Below are 14,964 nucleotides of genomic sequence, written 5' to 3'. Positions count from 1 at the left end.
GGCCAGAGCTACCGCGCCCGCACCCGGATCGCCGCGATGCGTCAGGCCCAGCTGCTGTCGACGGCGATCTACATGGTCTATGTCGCGCTGCTGGTCTACGCCCTGCCCGTCCCCGCCGGCGACCTGAGCGAGACCGCCGTGATCGCCATGATGCAGAGCGTCTCGCCCCTGCTGCCGCTGATGCTGATCGCCGCCGCCCTTGCGGCGCAGTTCAGTGCCGCCGTCGCCGACACCGGCGGCGCCGGCGGGCTGGTGGCCGAGCTGTCCCGCCATCGCATCACGCCGCGCCAGGGCTACCTGGTGCTGTCCCTCGCCGGAATTGCCCTGACCTGGGCGGCCGATGTCTTCCAGATCATCTCTCTCGCCTCGCGGGCCTTCGCCCTCTACTACGCCGCGCAATGCGCCATCGCCGCGCGCCACGGACAGGGGGCGCGCCGCCTGCTCTGGGCCGCGCTGGCGCTGCTGGCCCTGGCCATCGCCCTCACCGGACAGTCGGTCGAGGGCTAGGCACCCGCCCCCGTCACGCTGCCTGCCTGGCCACACGGCACCGCCCCTCCCCGCAGCTCGGAAATCCGGCCGTGCCGTTGCAGAACCGGCGCATTCGCCGCCCCGCGGTACGGCGGGATCTTGCCGCCCGGCCCCGCTTTCCCGTAGACCTGCCGGGACACCCGAGGCCCCGGCCAAGGGGCTCCTCTCGCTCGGGAACGAAACGTGCCACATATCATCGTCGTCGGAAACGAAAAGGGCGGGGCGGGCAAGTCCACCGTCTCCATGCATATCGCCACGGCGCTGGCGCGCATGGGCCACCGGGTCAACGCGCTGGATCTCGACCTGCGCCAGCGCAGCTTCGCGCGCTATGCCGCCAACCGGCAGGAGACCCTGATGAAGGCCGGCGTCGACCTGCCCAGCCCGCGCTTTCACGACCTGCCCGAGGTCGACCCCTCCGAGCTGAAGCCGGGCGAGAACATCAACGACGCCCGCATGGCCCGCGCCATGGACATGCTGGATCCGATTTCCGACTTCATCCTGATCGACTGCCCCGGCTCTCACACCCGCCTCAGCCAGGATGCGCATGCGCTGGCCGACACGCTGGTCACCCCGCTGAACGACAGCTTCGTCGACTTCGACCTGCTGGCGCGGATCGACAACGAGGGCGAAAAGATCCTCGGCCCCTCGGTCTATTCCGAGATGGTCTGGGCGGCGCGCCAGCTGCGCGCCAAGGCGGGGCTAAAGCCCATCGACTGGGTGGTGCTGCGCAACCGCGTGGGCGCCCAGAACATGACCAACAAGAAGAAGATGGAAAACGCCATCGAGCGGCTGGCCAAGCGCATCGGCTTCCGCGTCGCGCCCGGCTTCTCTGAGCGGGTGATCTTCCGCGAGCTGTTCCCGAAGGGGCTGACCCTGCTGGACCTGAAGGATATGGGCGTTTCCAGCCTCAACATCTCGAACATCGCCGCCCGGCAAGAGATGCGCGACCTGATCAAGGCGCTGGATCTGCCCGGCGTGAAGGTGGATTTCTAGACCGACGCCAGGAGAGCGACATGTCCGACGCAACCCGTCCCTATCGCCTGATGGCCCTCAACAATGCCTGGGCCAATGCCACCTTCTACCGGCGCCTCGACGGCGTCGGCCCGGTAGAACTTGGCCTGAAGCGCCCCGGCTTCTTTCCCTCGCTGAAGAAGACGCTGAACCATATCCTGCTGGTCGACCTCTACTACATCGACGCCCTGACCGAGGGCGGCCAGGGCCTGGCCCTGCGCGACATGGCACCCCTGCGCGACGTGCCCGCGCTGGCAAGGGCCCAGGCGAAGGCCGACGAGGCGCTGACCACCTTCTGCCACCAGATCGCGCCCGAGACGCTTGGCCAGACCCGCGTCACGCAGCGCGACAGCGGCCCGATCGAAGAGACCGTGGAGGCGCTGCTGTTGCATCTCTTCCAGCACCAGATCCACCACCGCGGCCAGGCCCATGTGCAGTTGCAGACCACCGGCATCCTGCCGCCGCAGCTGGACGAGTTCTACCTGGAGTACGACCGCGCCGCCTCGGCCCGCGACTACTTCGCCTGACGACCGCCCTGCGCCGCGCGGCGCAACACGTCGACCAGCGAGGCGGCGAGGAAGATCAGAGCCGCCAGGCAGACCACCGAGGGCCCGGTCGGCGTGTCGAACCACAGCGAGGCCTGAAGGCCGCCCAGTGCCGAGACCGCGCCGAAGACGGCGGCGATCAGCGCCATGGCCTCGGGCGTGCGGGCGAAGGGGCGTGCGGCGGCGGCGGGGATCAGCAGCATCGCGGCGATCAGCAGGGTGCCGACCACCTTGATCGCCACCGCCACCACCAGCGCCAGGGCCAGGGTCAGCACCAGCCGCTCGCGCTCGGGGTCGATGCCTGAGGCGCGGGCCAGGTCGGGGTTCAGCGTCGCGGTCAGCAGCGCCTGCCAGCGCCAGCAGAGCAGTCCCAGCACCAGCGCAGCGCCGCCCCATATCACCACCAGGTCGGACTTGCCGACGGCCAGGATGTCTCCGAACAGGTAGGCCATCAGGTCGATCCTGACGCCCGAGACGAAGGACACGGCGACCAGCCCGAAGGCAATGGCGGAATGGGCCATGACGCCCAGCAGGGTGTCCATGGCATAGCCCCGCCCCGACAGGGTCGAGACCAGCAGCGCCATGGACAGGGCCACGACCAGAACGCCGGTGAAGATCGACATGTCGAAGGCCAGCGACAGCGCCACGCCGAGGATCGCCGCATGGGCCGTGGCATCGCCGAAATAGGCCATGCGCCGCCAGACCACCAGGCAGCCGAGCGGCGCCGCTGCCAGCCCCACGCCGAGCCCGGCAAGGGCAGCACGGACAAGGAAGTCGTCAAGCATTGGTCTCGCCTTCGTGGTGGTGGTGATGCGCATGGTCGTGGTCGTGATCGCAGCCCGCGCCATGCTCGTGATCATGCTGGTGACGGTAGAGCGCCAGCGCCCCCTGGGTACCCGAGCCGAACAGGGCCCGGTATTCGGGCGCGCTGGCCACGTGCTCGGGGGTGCCCTCGCAACAGACATGGCCGTTGAGGCAAAGCACCCGGTCCGAGGCCGCCATGACCACGTGCAACTCGTGGCTGACCATCAGCACGGCGCAGCCGAGCTCCTGGCGCAGGTTCTCGATCAGCCGGTAGAAGCGCGCCGACCCGGGCTGGTCCAGGCCCTGCGTCGCCTCGTCGAGGATCAGCAGGTCGGGCCGGTTCAGCAAGGCGCGTGCCAGCAGCACGCGCTGGAACTGCCCGCCCGAGAGGTCGGCCATCTGTCGATCCTCCAGCCCCGCGCCGCCGGCATGGTCAAGCGCCTCGGCGGCGGCGGCATCGCTGACCCGCACCGGCAGGGACAGGAAGCGGCGCACCGACAGCGGCAAGGTCGGGTCGATCTGCAATTTCTGTGGCACATAGCCGATGCGCAGCCCAGGTGCGCGGGTCAGGCGGCCGCCCTGCAGCGGCACGGCACCGATGATCACCCGCATCAGGGTCGACTTGCCCGCGCCGTTCGGGCCGACGATGGTGACGATCTCGCCGCGCTCCAGGCGCATGTCGACCCCGCTCAGCACCTCGCGTCCGCCCAGTTTCGCCCGGGCGCCGCTGAGCTCGATCAGGGCTGTCACGCAGCAGCCCCCTGGCAACTCGGGCAGAGGCCCTCGGCCTCGACCACGGCGCGCTCGATGCGGAAGCCGACCGCTGCGGCGCTTTCACCCAGGCGGCCGTCGCGCATGTCAGCCTCGGCCTCGGCGACCTTGTCGCACTGGCGACAGATCAGGAAGGCGGGCATGTGGCTTTCGCCGGGACAGGCGCAGGCGACGAAGGCATTCAGCCGCTCGATCTTGTGGGCGAAGCCGTGTTTCACCAGGAAATCCAGCGCCCTGTAGGCGACCGGAGGCTGGCTGCCCAGCCCCTCTTCGCGCAGCCTGTCGAGAATGTCGTAGGCCCCGAGGGCCCGGTGCCCTTCCAGCAGCAGCTCGAGCACACGGCGGCGCACCGGAGTGAACTGCAGCCCCAGCTCGCGGCACCGGGCATCCACCGCCGAGACACCGTCCCGGATGCAGGCCCCGTGATCGTGCCGCTCGAATCCCGTCGTCTCCATGGCATGCTCCTGTCCGTAACTTGCCCTATTGATATGTTATCGCATCTCCGCTATCAAGCCGCCCTCTGTTATATTATCACAATTCACGAGGCCGCCATGACCCTGAAACCCACGGGTGCCGCGCTTGCAGCGCTGGCGCTGAGCGTCGCGCCCCTGCGGGCCGAGGTGCCACAGGTCGTCACCGATATCGCTCCGGTGCATTCGCTGGTGGCCCAGGTCATGGGCGACCTGGCTGATCCGGGGCTGATCCTGCCCCCCGGCGCCTCGCCGCACGGCTATGCGCTGCGCCCCTCGCTGGCGGGCGACCTGCAAGAGGCCGACGTGGTCTTCTGGATCGGCGAGGCCCTGACCCCCTGGCTGGAAGGCCCGCTGGAGCGCCTTGCCGGCGGGGCTCTGCAGGTCGAGCTGATCGAGGCCCCCGGCACCACGCAACTGCCCTATCGGGAAGGCGCGACGCTGCAAGAGCCTCACGCAGGGCACGCCGAAAGCGAAACCGGTCACGAGGCGGGGCACGAGGGGCATTTCCACGACGAGCTGGACCCGCACGCCTGGCTTGATCCCGAGAACGCCCGCGCCTGGCTGTCGGTGATCGCAAAGACCCTGGCCGAGGCCGATCCCGAGCACGCCACCCTCTACCGCAGCAACGCCGACGCCGCGCGTGAGGCGCTTGCCGATCAGCAACAGGCCCTGGCCGCGGCCGTCCAGTTCCCGGACCCGCTGCGTTTCGTGGTGTTCCACGACGGCTATCAGTACTTCGAGCATCGTTTCGGCCTGAAGAGCCTCGGCGCGATTTCGGACAGTGCCGCCGCCTCCCCCGGGGCCGCCCGCATCGCCGAGCTGCGCGACGCGCTGCTTGATCAGGGCATCGACTGCATCTTCGCCGAACCCCAGTTCAACAGCGGCCTGGCCCGCAGCCTGTCCGAGGATGCCGCGCTGCGGATCGAGGTCATTGACCCTCTCGGCAGCGGCCTCAGCGCCGGCCCGAAGCTCTATGGACAGCTTCTGGACGACATGGCGCGCAGCTTCAGCACCTGCCGCGCCCCGGCCTAGCCGGCGTTTCCGATGCGCTGCATCCGGTCCACAAGGCAGCTTTCGGGCCCCTCCATGGTGCTGTCGCCGCCGGGATCCTGGGCCTGCACCAGCCGCTTCACCAGCTCGGCGTAGAGGATCAGGTCATCGGCTTCCTGCACCAGCCGGCTGGTGTAGTCGGCGTAGATCTGCAGGTTCTGCTGTGGCCCCGAGGCGCGGATCGAGGAGATCACGTTCAGCGCCGGGATCAGCACCCGGTCGATGGTCTCGATGGCCAGCCTGCCAACCTGCACCATCTCGGGCAGACCTGACAGGGCTTCGGAGTAGTGCCGCAGGGCGACCAGGGGCTGCCCCTCGAACGAGCTGAACCAGAAGCTGGCCTCGCAGCCGCGCGTCGGGTGGAAGCTGCTGTGCAGCCGCAGCTTGCGGAAGGTCGCGCCGGGCAGCATCAGCTCGTAGTCCGAGCGCGACAGCATCTCGCCCTGGCTGTCCATGCTGTCCAGGCTCTCGGCGATCTCTTCGGCCAGCGGATCCACGAAGACCTCGCAGAGATCCGGCTGGTCGGGGAAGGTCAGCTTGTGCAGCACCCCCGTATGGGAAATGTCGATCGAGCGGACCCGGTAGCGCCCCGTCTCTTCGTCGCAGGACAGGTAGCCCGCGAATTTCGTCTGTTCCGCCCGTGTGGACACCTGCCTCTCCTGCTTTGCTTACCGTCCGGCCGTGCCGTTCCCGCAGGATTGGGCCGAAGCCTTAAGACAAGATTAAGGAAGGAGGGCTTGGCAACGGATTTTCAACGCTTCCGACACGAGATGGTATCCGGTGGCAGCTCACTTCATACGGGTGCGTGCTAAATAGCTGATTTTCAGTTGAATTCGCCCCCGAACCGGGTGTCTGATACTTGCAGTGCGGTAGGGGACAGCCATGACGGATGACGCGGAAAACAGGGAAGTTGACGCCGGAACGACCGAGGCAGAGGGCACATCCGAGGCCACGGCTGACGCAGAGGTCAGCCCGCCGGCGCTGACTGTCGTGGGCATCGCGGCCTCGGCCGGCGGGCTCGAGGCGACCTCGCTGCTGGTGCAGAACCTCGAGGGCAAGGTGCCGGCGACCTATGTCATCGCGCAGCACATGTCGCCGACCCACAAGAGCCTGCTGACCTCGCTGATCTCGCGCGAGACCAAGCTGCCGGTGGTCGAACTGCGTGGCACCGTCACGCCTGAGCCGGGCACCATCTACGTCACCCCGCCCAACTCCGATGTCATCGCCCGCGATGGCCAGCTTTGCCTGGCCGAACCCTTCGGCCACCCGGCCACGCCCAAGCCCTCGGCCGACCGGCTGTTCCAGAGCCTTGCGGACCAGTTCGGCGAACGCTCCGTCGGCATCGTGTTGTCGGGCACCGGGTCAGACGGCAGCTACGGCGTGCAGGCGATCCGCGAGGCCGGCGGCATCACCATCGCGCAGGAAGTCGACACGGCGAAATACGACGGCATGCCCGCTTCGGCCATCGCCACGGGCTGCATCGACCTGACGCTGTCGCCCGAGCGGATCGGCCAGCAGTTCGAACGCATCCTGATGCATCCGCGCAACTTCGACGACCTGAAGGTCATCGCCCAGCATCCGACCCGGCTGTCGGACCTGTTGCAGATCCTGCTCGCACGCACCGGAGTCGACTTCCGCGGCTACAAGGAAACCACCATCAACCGCCGCATCGCCCGCCGCATGGCCGCGCTGCAACTGGAAAGCTACGCCGACTACGTCGACCACTGTCGCACCGCGCAGGAAGAGGTCGACGCGCTCTACAAGGACCTGCTGATCTCGGTCACCCGGTTCTTCCGCGACCCGCTGCAATTCGACCAGCTGAAGACCCAGATCGACGAGCTTGTCGCGCGCGACGGCGGGCGGCAGCTGCGCGTCTGGGTGACCGGCTGCGCCACCGGCGAAGAGGCCTATTCGATCGCCATCCTCTTTGCCGAAGCGCTTGGCGGGCCCAAGGCGCTGAAGAAGCGGCAGGTGCAGATCTTCGCCACCGACATCGACGACCGCGCCCTGGACGTGGCGCGGCGCGGGGTCTACCCGATCTCGGCGGCGCAGGACATTCCCAGCCATCTGCTGGCCCGCTACTTCGAGATCTCGGGCAACGAGCTGCACGTCCTGAGAGAGCTGCGCGACGTGACGCTGTTCTCGCGCCACAACATCTTCCAGGATCCGCCCTTCATCAACCTCGACCTGGTGTCGATCCGCAACCTGCTGATCTACTTCGAGGCCCCGCTGCAGGAACGCGTGCTCTACCGCATCCATTATGCGCTGGCGCCGCAGGGAATGCTGTTCCTCGGCACCTCGGAAACCGTCGGCGTGCTGGAGGCGCATTTCGAACCCTTCCACGGCAGCGAGAAGATCTACGCCAAGCGCCGCACCAGCCGAGTGACGAACTACCGCTTCCCCGAGATGTCCTCGAGCGGCTACCGACAGGGCGTGGCCGAGGCCGGGGACCGGGCGCCGGTGAAGAACACCTCGGACCCCGAGGACGGCATGTTCGAATCGCTGGTAAAATCGGTCGCCCCGACCGGCTTCATCGCCACGCGGGGCGGCGACATCCTGCGGATCCTCGGCGATATCTCTCCCTTCATCGAGCTGAACGAGAACGGGCCGCTGGCGATGAACACCCGCCTGTTGCGCCGCCCTCTGCGCGACGAGGTGATGAGCCTGATCGCCATCTCCCTCAAGGGGCGCTGCCAGCGCAGCTCGCGATGGCATGAATTCGACCTGGGCGCCACCAACCGGGTGCGCTTCCGCTGCTTCCCCATGTCCTCGTCCGCCAAGGCCGACAATTGCCTGATCGCCATCGAGACCCGCCATGTCGACGTGCAACTATTGGAACGGCAGGGGTTGGACAGCGACGACCGCGCCTATGTCGAACGGATGGAAGCTGACATGCGCTCGACCCAGGAGGCATTGCAGCAGACCGTCGAGGAGTTGCAGACCACCAACGAGGAGCTGCAATCGGTCAACGAGGAGATGCAGTCGACCAACGAAGAGCTGCAGGCCACCAACGAGGAGCTCGAGACCTCGAACGAAGAGCTGCAATCGGCCAACGAAGAGCTGATCACGGTGAACGAGGAACTTCAGATCAACTCGGCCGAGTTGCAGGCGGTGCTGGCGGACCTGGATGCGATCCTGACCGATGTGCCCTTCGTGGTGCTGGCGGTGGATCCGGCGCTGATGGTGCGCCGCGCCTCGGCCCTGGCACGCCAGTTCTTCAAGATCGGAGAGATCCCGACCATCGGGCTGCACCTGTCCCAGCTGACCATTCCCCAGGGCTTCCCATCTCTGTCCAGCCCGGCGGCAGAGGTCTTCAACCTGCGCCAGCCGAAGGAGTTCACCATCGACACGGATGACTCAAACTACCGACTGGCCTTCTCGCCCTATGCCGACAGCAAGTCGGATCTGACCGGGCTGACGATCTCGCTGATCGACCAGAGGTCAACGACCTCGATGACTGCCGCCGAGGGGCGGAGCGTGCGCGAGGACGAGAAATAATGAAGCCGCCCGCGGCCTTGCGGCACAGCGGGCGGCTTCTCCCCCAACGGGAACCGGCCTGTTGACCGGAATGGGTCAGGCGGCCTGAAGTTGCTTGCCGGCGGCCTCGGACTGATCTTCGACCAGGGCGCGGTGCAGCAGGGTGGTCGCCGTGTCCTCGGACTCGGCTGCCATCAGGAACTGCACGTCGACCGAGCCCGGCACATGCTGCACGGCAAGGCATTTCACCCCACCTTCGCGCAGCGCGACCAGACCACGCTCGGTGACCTCAAGCCCGTCCAGCGAACGACCGATGACCGAGACCAGCGCCAGCCGGTTGATGCGGATCTGGGCGTTCGGGAAGGCCTTCACCAGATCGCGCTCGACCCGGCGGATCGCCTTCAGCGGCGCGTCCAGGTAGTGGGTGATGGTGTTGGCATTCGAGCCCTTGGAGACGATGCGCACCTTGTGGCGGGCCAGCACTTCCAGGATCTGCTGGTCGTAGCCCTTCACGCCCACCATGTCCTGCTCGAAGACCTCCAGCGCCACGACCCCCAGGCCGGTGACGATATCGACCGAAGCCGTCTCGGCAGCCTCCTCGTCGATCAGCGTGCCGGGGTCCTTCGGCTCGAAGGCGTTGGCGACGCGCAGCGAGATGCCCGCCTTGCGCAGGATCTTGGCGGCCTTGGGGTGGATCGCCTCCATCCCGAGGTTCGACAGCTGGTCCGCCACGTCGTAATTCGTATGACCCAGCTTGCGCACCGCGTCTTCGCCGACCAGCTTCGGATCGGCAGAGGACAGGTGGAATTCCTTGTGGATGATTGCCTCATGCGCGCGGGTCAGCGCGGCGATATTGGCGAAGGTCACCTCGGAGTAGCCACGGTCGAACTCGCGCATCAGGCCTTCGGTGCACTGGGCATAGCCGGTGACGATGGGCAGCTCGGTGGCGAAGTCGACCTGATCGAAGCCCGCCTTGATGCGCTCTTCCAGGGTCAGCTCACTTTCATCGCGCCAGCCCGACAGGTCGACGCAGCGGGCGTTCACGCCGGCACGTTGCAGCATCAGGGTGGTGACATAGGCCGAGTGGCTTTCACCGAGACCCGAGAGCAGCTCGCGGATATCCATCATGTGATCGCTGAGACGGAAGTGCCCGTAGGAGCACAGGCGCTGCAGGTCGAACAGGCACGAGCGTGCGCCCTCGATCCGCTCGCGGACAAACTCGTCGGCGGCGTGGACATCGGCGGGATGGTCCAGCACGACATTGTGCGCCTCGCGCATCGCCTGCGCGACATCCGACAGCGCGTCGAGCCAGCCGTGCGCATTGTCGTCGTTGGAAAACAGCGCATAGACACCGGGCTGGCCGGATTTCTTGTGCTCGAGCAGCAGGTTGGTAATGCCGCCGAAGGCCGAGACGACAAAGACCCGGCCATAGGGGTTCTCGGAATCGCCGATCAGCAGGCTGTCACGCAGCTCGTGCACCTTCGACATCGAGGTGCCGCCGATCTTTTCAACGGTATGGTTTGCAAAAGTCACGTTCGGGTCTCCCGGCCCTATCAAGCCGGGCTCCTTGTTGAGGGGGGAAGAGAGGGGGCCGGGCGGAATGCCCGGCCCGCGCCTCAGGCGTCTTCCAGCGCGTAGGAGCCGTCTTCGCGGTGCACTTCGTTGCCGGTCACCGGCGGGTTGAAGCAGCAGGCCATGACCAGCTCTTCATCGGCAACCAGGGTGTGCTTGTCGTGCTCATTGAGCGCGTACATGACACCCGGCTTGATCTCGTGCGTCTCGCCGGTGGCAAGGTCGGTGATCCGGCCCTTGCCCTTCATGCAGTAGACGCTCTCGAAGTGGTTCTTGTAGTGGAACGTGTGCTCCGAACCGGCTTCCAGGAAGGTGATGTGGAAGGAAAAGCCCATGCCGTCATCAGCCAGCAGCATCCGGACGGACGTCCAGTTGGCATCGGAAACGACGCGGTCTTTTTCTTCGGTGGTGATCTTGTTGAAGTCGCGAACGATCATGGGGGTTACTCCGCAGCGATTTGCATCTGGTTCTGTTTTGCGGCGGCTTCCAGCAGGATCTTCAGACCCTTGCGGAAGGTTTCCACCGGCGTGGTGAGGGGGGCCAGCACCTTGACCACCTCGTCCTCGGCACCCGAGGTTTCGATGATCAGGCCCTGGCGGAAGGCTTCGGCGCAGATCTCGGCAGCAAGTTCGCCCGAGCCCACGTCGACACCCATCATCATGCCACGGCCCTTGATCCGCGCACCCGGAATTTCCTTGGCCAGCTCATGCATGGCTTCCGAGAGGATCGCGGACTTGGTCTGGATCTCCTTCTGGAAGGCATCGTCGGCCCAGAACTTCTCGATTGCCACGCGGGCGGTGACGAAGGCATGGGTGTTGCCACGGAAGGTGCCGTTGTGCTCGGCGGGCTTCCAGACGTCGTGCTGCGGGCGCACCAGCAGCGCGGCGAAGGGCAGGCCCATGCCCGAAAGCGACTTGGCCATCGGGATCAGGTCGGGCTGCACGTCCATCTCCTCGAACGAGAAGAAGGTGCCGGTGCGGCCGATGCCGGCCTGGATGTCATCCAGGATCAGCAGCGAGCCGTGCTTCTTGGCCAGCTTGGCGATGCCTTCGATCCACTCCTTGGACGCGGCGTTCAGACCGCCTTCGCCCTGCACGGGCTCCAGCAGGAAGGCCGCCGGGGCGTCGATGCCCGAGCTCGGGTTGTCCAGCATCTGCTCGATGATCGACAGGGTGTCGACATCATCGCCGAAGGCGCCCTCGTAGGGCATGCGGGTCACGCCGTGCAGGTCCATGCCCGCACCGCCGCGCTTGCCTTCGTTGCCGGTCGCGGCCAGGGCGCCCAGGGTCATGCCGTGGAAACCGTTGGTGAAGGCCACGATGTTGCTGCGGCCGGTGACCTTGCGGGCCAGCTTCATGGCGGCCTCGACGGCGTTGGTGCCGGTCGGGCCGACCATCATCACCTTGTGGTCCATGCCGCGCGGCTTGAGGATGTTGTCCTCGAAACTCTGCAGGAAGTCGGCCTTGGTCTGGGTGTACATGTCCAGGCCATGGGTGATGCCATCGGCCGAGATATGTTCGATCAGCGCCTTCTTCATGTCCGGGTCATTGTGCCCGTAGTTCAGCGAGGAACAGCCGGCCAGGAAGTCGATGTACTCGCGCCCTTCGGCGTCGGTCATGATCGATCCGCTGGCCTTGGTGAAGATGGTGTCGAAGCTGCGGCAGTAGCTGCGCGCCTCGGACTCGCGTCGGGTAAAGATGGATTTATCGCCTGTCGCAACAGTCGTCATGGTGGATACCTCGGGGGGTTTGGGGGAGTTGGGGGAGAGCGCGCGGGCTCAGGCGGCTTTCTTCGCCGCCGAGCCTGCTTCCGAGCCGAGCTCGATCGTGACCATATGCTCGGTGGCGTGGGCGCCATCAAAGTGGTCGGACCGCGTGTAGTGGGGCGCGTGGCTCAGGTCGCCGCCCATGCGGTCTGCGAAGCGACGGAAGAGCGCCCAAGAGGCCTCGTTGTCCGCCGTGATGGTGGTCTTGATGCGCTGCACGTCCAGCCCGTCACGGTTCACGAGGTGGGACAGCATCTTGCCCCCCAGCCCCATGCCGCGTGCCTCGGCCGAAACAGCCACCTGCCAGACGAAGAGCGTGCCTTCCTCGGACGGCAACTCGTGCCCCGAGATCCAGCCGATCACGCCCTTGTCGGCCTCTTCAGCCAGGACGCAGGTGTCGGCGAAATGATCGCATTGCACCAGGTTGCAGTACATCGAGTTCTCGTCCAGCGGCTTGCAGGCGCGAACGAGATCCCAGATGGCGGAACCGTCCTCGGAGGTCGGCTTCCGCAGCGTCAGATTGGTCGGTCGAAGTGTTCCACTTCCGTCAAGCATGTGTCTCACACTCTTGTTGCTTCGCCAATCAAAATAGACACGCCGGGATATATTTCAACCACTCAAAGTAATTTTCTTCCCCGAAGCCTTATTCTATAGGGAAATATTCATATCGACACTTGATTTTCCACCCGCGCGAGCCTCACTTCTTTCTCATGCAGAAGTATATTGATAGGAATCGGCAAAGAATTGCCTTCCCCCGCTCAGGGTGCGACCATGGCATACCTTTGAAGATGGGGCTAACCGGCATGGATCGCACGGATGACAGCCTGATCGCGCTCAGGCGGATCCTGCGCGCGACAGAGCTTTTTGGCAAAGAGCTGGCGCAGGCGGCAGGGCTGTCGCCCGTGCAGTTTCGCGTGCTGCAACTGGTGGCCGAGAAGGGGCTGACCACGCCGAAGGCGCTGTCCGTCCAGATGGGCGTGACCCAGGGCACCGTCACGGCGCTGCTGGACAGGCTGCAGCGGCAAGAGATGGTCAGCCGTGAACGCAGTGACGTGGATCGCCGGCAGATGAACATCGCCGTGACCGACAAGGGGCGCCAGACCCTCGCCGACGCCCCGGACCCGCTGCAGCAGCGCTACGTCCGCAAGTTCGAGGCGCTCAGCGACTGGGAACAGGCCCAGCTGATCGCTTCGCTGGAACGCGTCGCGTCGATGCTGGATGCAGAGGACCTGGATGCCTCGCCCGTCCTCGACGTGGGCGAACTGAAGGGGCGGCCCTCCTAGGGGCCGCGCCATCGTCTCAGTTCAGCGGCACGGAGACGCGGAATTGCAGCGTCTCGAGGCCCGGGTTCACGCTGGACAGCTCAGCGTTGGAGCGGTGATCGTAGAGCAGGCCATAACGCCAGCCGTTGCGCCCCTCGAAGCCCACCTCGATGCCCGAGCGGAATTCGATGACATTGCCCAGGTCGGGCCCGCTGCCCTGCGCGTAGAGGCCAGGCATGAGCGAAAGCTGCACGTAGAGCTGATCCAGCTCGGCGGTCCAGGAGGCGCCCATGCCGATCCAGGCATCGCCCTCGTCGGTCACCGAAAGGCCGAAGCCGGGCTGGAAGGGGCCGTAGCTGGTGCCGAGATCGTATTTCACGAAGACCTCGTTCGAGATGTGGTCTTCCTGGAACAGCACCTGACCGGCACTGAACGCCAGCCGTTGCTCGGCCGGTGCCTGCGCAAGGCAGCCGTCGGCGCCGCAGTGGTTCAGGCCCATGTCGCTCAGACCGGCCAGCAGAAACAGGACCGCGAGGGTTCCATCCATGTCAAATCTCCCATGAGTCTTAACGGTGGTAGCGCAACCCGGCCGCGCTGTCATCCATCCGGGCGCAGATCAGAACAGATCCCGCAGCGCCGGGTCCAGAAGGATACGGAAATCGTTCTCGCGCACCTTTGGAACCGAGAACTGGTACCCCCCGCCCTTGCGCTTGCGCGCGCCCTCAAGCACGTGCCGCGCGCGGTCCGGCGCCTCGGATGACGGCACGATCTCTCCGGCGTGGAAGCGGGCGGCGATCTTTTCGCGCACCTCTTCCGCGCGCCGCCAGCCGCGCAGAAAGGCGGCCTGGTTCCGATCGCTGCCCGCGCTTGCCTCCTGCGCGATCTGCCTGCGCTGCCGGCGCCGCTCGGCCAGCTCGGGGGTATTGAGGAAGCGCAGATGCAGCAGCGCCAGCTCGGGGCGCAGGTCGAAGGGCTGACGGGCCCCATGGCCACCTGCGGTCAGCCGCGCCGGCGCTGTCAGGATGCCCGGCTTGGAATAGCTGGCGCTGAGAATGCCCGCGAAGCACTGCTGCAGGACGGGGCGCGAGAGGTCCAGAAGCTGAACGCCCTCCGGGAACAGCTCATATCCCGCCGGCGCGGTCACGGGGCCAAGCCGGGCATTCGCCAGGTGGTCAAAGAGGCTCTCGCCCGGGGTCAGGGAAATGATCAACTCGTCGACATCGCCGACGATCACGCAGTCATGGTAGCGCGTCAGCCCCGAAGCAATATCCGACAGCATCTCCCAGCGGGTTTCGTCGAAATGCTCATCCGGGGCATCGCGGGGGATGGTGATGACATTGCAACCCTCTGCAATCCGCGCCACCTCCGGCTCTCCGCCATGGGAGAGGACATAGAGCGATCCGCGCCCGACCAGCGGGGCATAGTAGCGGATCCAGAGGTCGAGAAAGTGATGGTCGCGCCAGACCATCGTCACACATGCCAGTCTCATCCCGCCCCCTTGCGTCCCTTGCAGAGTGTTAGGCACGCAGGAGGCCGCAGGCAAGTACAGGCAGCGCCGGAGACCGCGTCGCGGATGCCGGTGCCCCGGCCGCTGGCCGAGCTTTGACGGTTAGCGAAGGGTCTGACGTTGACGGCAGTTCAGCGGGATTACGAAGGCCTGATCAGCTCTCGGGCTATCTTGGCTCTGGAGCGGTTTGTGGTGCTTG

The 14,964-nt window shown here is 66.1% G+C and carries 15 protein-coding genes and 1 pseudogene; 6 read left to right on the top strand and 10 right to left on the bottom strand.

The window, feature by feature from the left end:
* The 3 genes and pseudogenes from OS124_RS27150 to OS124_RS0100075 form a co-directional block, all read left to right on the top strand.
* Nucleotides 1-507: pseudogene (locus OS124_RS27150) on the top strand (hypothetical protein); the annotation flags it as partial.
* A gap of 204 nt (nucleotides 508-711) precedes the next feature.
* A complete protein-coding gene (locus OS124_RS0100080) occupies nucleotides 712-1,521 on the top strand; it encodes a division plane positioning ATPase MipZ (RefSeq protein WP_010137192.1) in 810 nt (269 codons plus the stop codon).
* A gap of 20 nt (nucleotides 1,522-1,541) precedes the next feature.
* Nucleotides 1,542-2,066 carry a DinB family protein gene (locus tag OS124_RS0100075; protein ID WP_010137191.1) on the top strand — a complete coding sequence of 175 codons (525 nt, stop codon included), beginning with the start codon at nucleotides 1,542-1,544 and terminating at the stop codon, nucleotides 2,064-2,066.
* On the opposite strand, the gene OS124_RS0100070 is transcribed toward OS124_RS0100075, so the two are convergent.
* Genes OS124_RS0100070 through OS124_RS0100060 form a run of 3 tightly spaced genes read right to left on the bottom strand, consistent with a single transcriptional unit; the run spans nucleotide 2,054 to nucleotide 4,114 of the window.
* Complete coding sequence (locus OS124_RS0100070; RefSeq protein WP_010137190.1) at nucleotides 2,054-2,869, bottom strand: metal ABC transporter permease; 816 nt, start codon at nucleotides 2,867-2,869, stop codon at nucleotides 2,054-2,056. The two genes, OS124_RS0100075 and OS124_RS0100070, sit on opposite strands and share 13 nt — an antisense overlap.
* Entirely contained in the window at nucleotides 2,862-3,638 is a 777-nt protein-coding gene (locus OS124_RS0100065) for an ATP-binding cassette domain-containing protein (RefSeq protein ID WP_010137189.1), read from the bottom strand. Before OS124_RS0100065 ends, OS124_RS0100070 begins: the two co-directional genes overlap by 8 nt.
* The gene (locus OS124_RS0100060) at nucleotides 3,635-4,114 is read right to left on the bottom strand and encodes a Fur family transcriptional regulator (protein ID WP_010137188.1); all 480 of its coding nucleotides are present in this window, start codon (nucleotides 4,112-4,114) and stop codon (nucleotides 3,635-3,637) included. The genes OS124_RS0100065 and OS124_RS0100060 overlap by 4 nt, the downstream gene beginning before the upstream one ends.
* 96 nt (nucleotides 4,115-4,210) lie before the next feature.
* Between OS124_RS0100060 and OS124_RS0100055 the strand changes: the two genes are divergently transcribed.
* Nucleotides 4,211-5,164, top strand: coding sequence for a zinc ABC transporter substrate-binding protein (locus OS124_RS0100055; RefSeq protein ID WP_010137187.1), 954 nt, complete (start codon nucleotides 4,211-4,213; stop codon nucleotides 5,162-5,164).
* Here the strand turns inward: OS124_RS0100055 and OS124_RS0100050 are convergent.
* Nucleotides 5,161-5,832 carry a hypothetical protein gene (locus tag OS124_RS0100050; protein WP_010137186.1) on the bottom strand — a complete coding sequence of 224 codons (672 nt, stop codon included), beginning with the start codon at nucleotides 5,830-5,832 and terminating at the stop codon, nucleotides 5,161-5,163. The genes OS124_RS0100055 and OS124_RS0100050 overlap by 4 nt on opposite strands.
* Nucleotides 5,833-6,064: 232 nt before the next feature.
* Between OS124_RS0100050 and OS124_RS0100045 the strand changes: the two genes are divergently transcribed.
* Complete coding sequence (locus tag OS124_RS0100045; protein ID WP_010137185.1) at nucleotides 6,065-8,680, top strand: chemotaxis protein CheB; 2,616 nt, start codon at nucleotides 6,065-6,067, stop codon at nucleotides 8,678-8,680.
* 75 nt (nucleotides 8,681-8,755) lie between these two features.
* Here OS124_RS0100045 and OS124_RS0100040 read toward each other — a convergent pair whose 3' ends face one another.
* The 4 genes from OS124_RS0100040 to ectA form a co-directional block, all read right to left on the bottom strand.
* Nucleotides 8,756-10,192, bottom strand: a complete 1,437-nt coding sequence (locus OS124_RS0100040) for an aspartate kinase (RefSeq protein ID WP_010137184.1) — start codon at nucleotides 10,190-10,192, stop codon at nucleotides 8,756-8,758.
* An 83-nt stretch (nucleotides 10,193-10,275) separates the two neighbouring features.
* Nucleotides 10,276-10,668 (bottom strand): ectoine synthase, encoded by a 393-nt coding sequence (locus OS124_RS0100035; RefSeq protein ID WP_010137183.1) that lies wholly within the window; start codon nucleotides 10,666-10,668, stop codon nucleotides 10,276-10,278.
* A gap of 5 nt (nucleotides 10,669-10,673) precedes the next feature.
* A complete protein-coding gene (ectB, locus tag OS124_RS0100030) occupies nucleotides 10,674-11,960 on the bottom strand; it encodes a diaminobutyrate--2-oxoglutarate transaminase (protein ID WP_010137182.1) in 1,287 nt (428 codons plus the stop codon).
* Nucleotides 11,961-12,008: 48 nt separating this feature from the next.
* The gene (ectA, locus tag OS124_RS23245; protein WP_010137181.1) at nucleotides 12,009-12,551 is read right to left on the bottom strand and encodes a diaminobutyrate acetyltransferase; all 543 of its coding nucleotides are present in this window, start codon (nucleotides 12,549-12,551) and stop codon (nucleotides 12,009-12,011) included.
* A 248-nt stretch (nucleotides 12,552-12,799) separates the two neighbouring features.
* On the opposite strand from ectA, the gene OS124_RS0100020 reads away from it, so the two are divergent.
* The gene (locus OS124_RS0100020) at nucleotides 12,800-13,279 is read left to right on the top strand and encodes a MarR family winged helix-turn-helix transcriptional regulator (RefSeq protein ID WP_010137180.1); all 480 of its coding nucleotides are present in this window, start codon (nucleotides 12,800-12,802) and stop codon (nucleotides 13,277-13,279) included.
* Nucleotides 13,280-13,295: 16 nt separating this feature from the next.
* Here the strand turns inward: OS124_RS0100020 and OS124_RS0100015 are convergent, their stop codons facing one another.
* Together OS124_RS0100015 and OS124_RS25805 are read right to left on the bottom strand one after the other, a co-directional pair.
* Complete coding sequence (locus OS124_RS0100015) at nucleotides 13,296-13,805, bottom strand: acyloxyacyl hydrolase (protein ID WP_010137179.1); 510 nt, start codon at nucleotides 13,803-13,805, stop codon at nucleotides 13,296-13,298.
* Nucleotides 13,806-13,874: 69 nt separating this feature from the next.
* Nucleotides 13,875-14,747, bottom strand: coding sequence for a hypothetical protein (locus OS124_RS25805; RefSeq protein ID WP_138919374.1), 873 nt, complete (start codon nucleotides 14,745-14,747; stop codon nucleotides 13,875-13,877).
* Nucleotides 14,748-14,964: the final 217 nt, after the last annotated feature.

It is taken from the genome of Oceanicola sp. S124, assembly GCF_000220565.1.
GTDB lineage: Bacteria > Pseudomonadota > Alphaproteobacteria > Rhodobacterales > Rhodobacteraceae > Pseudooceanicola.
This window is presented reverse-complemented; position numbering and strand designations above follow the sequence as displayed.

What these genes read in the sequence shown, in the direction of transcription:
- OS124_RS0100045 (WP_010137185.1), top strand. Translation starts at nt 6,065, where the DNA reads ATGACGGATGACGCGGAAAACAGGGAAGTTGACGCCGGAACGACCGAG.
- OS124_RS0100035 (WP_010137183.1), bottom strand. Translation starts at nt 10,668, where the DNA reads ATGATCGTTCGCGACTTCAACAAGATCACCACCGAAGAAAAAGACCGC.
- OS124_RS0100075 (WP_010137191.1), top strand. Translation starts at nt 1,542, where the DNA reads ATGTCCGACGCAACCCGTCCCTATCGCCTGATGGCCCTCAACAATGCC.
- OS124_RS0100055 (WP_010137187.1), top strand. Translation starts at nt 4,211, where the DNA reads ATGACCCTGAAACCCACGGGTGCCGCGCTTGCAGCGCTGGCGCTGAGC.
- ectA (WP_010137181.1), bottom strand. Translation starts at nt 12,551, where the DNA reads ATGCTTGACGGAAGTGGAACACTTCGACCGACCAATCTGACGCTGCGG.
- OS124_RS0100060 (WP_010137188.1), bottom strand. Translation starts at nt 4,114, where the DNA reads ATGGAGACGACGGGATTCGAGCGGCACGATCACGGGGCCTGCATCCGG.
- ectB (WP_010137182.1), bottom strand. Translation starts at nt 11,960, where the DNA reads ATGACGACTGTTGCGACAGGCGATAAATCCATCTTTACCCGACGCGAG.
- OS124_RS0100020 (WP_010137180.1), top strand. Translation starts at nt 12,800, where the DNA reads ATGGATCGCACGGATGACAGCCTGATCGCGCTCAGGCGGATCCTGCGC.
- OS124_RS25805 (WP_138919374.1), bottom strand. Translation starts at nt 14,747, where the DNA reads ATGAGACTGGCATGTGTGACGATGGTCTGGCGCGACCATCACTTTCTC.
- OS124_RS0100015 (WP_010137179.1), bottom strand. Translation starts at nt 13,805, where the DNA reads ATGGATGGAACCCTCGCGGTCCTGTTTCTGCTGGCCGGTCTGAGCGAC.
- OS124_RS0100070 (WP_010137190.1), bottom strand. Translation starts at nt 2,869, where the DNA reads ATGCTTGACGACTTCCTTGTCCGTGCTGCCCTTGCCGGGCTCGGCGTG.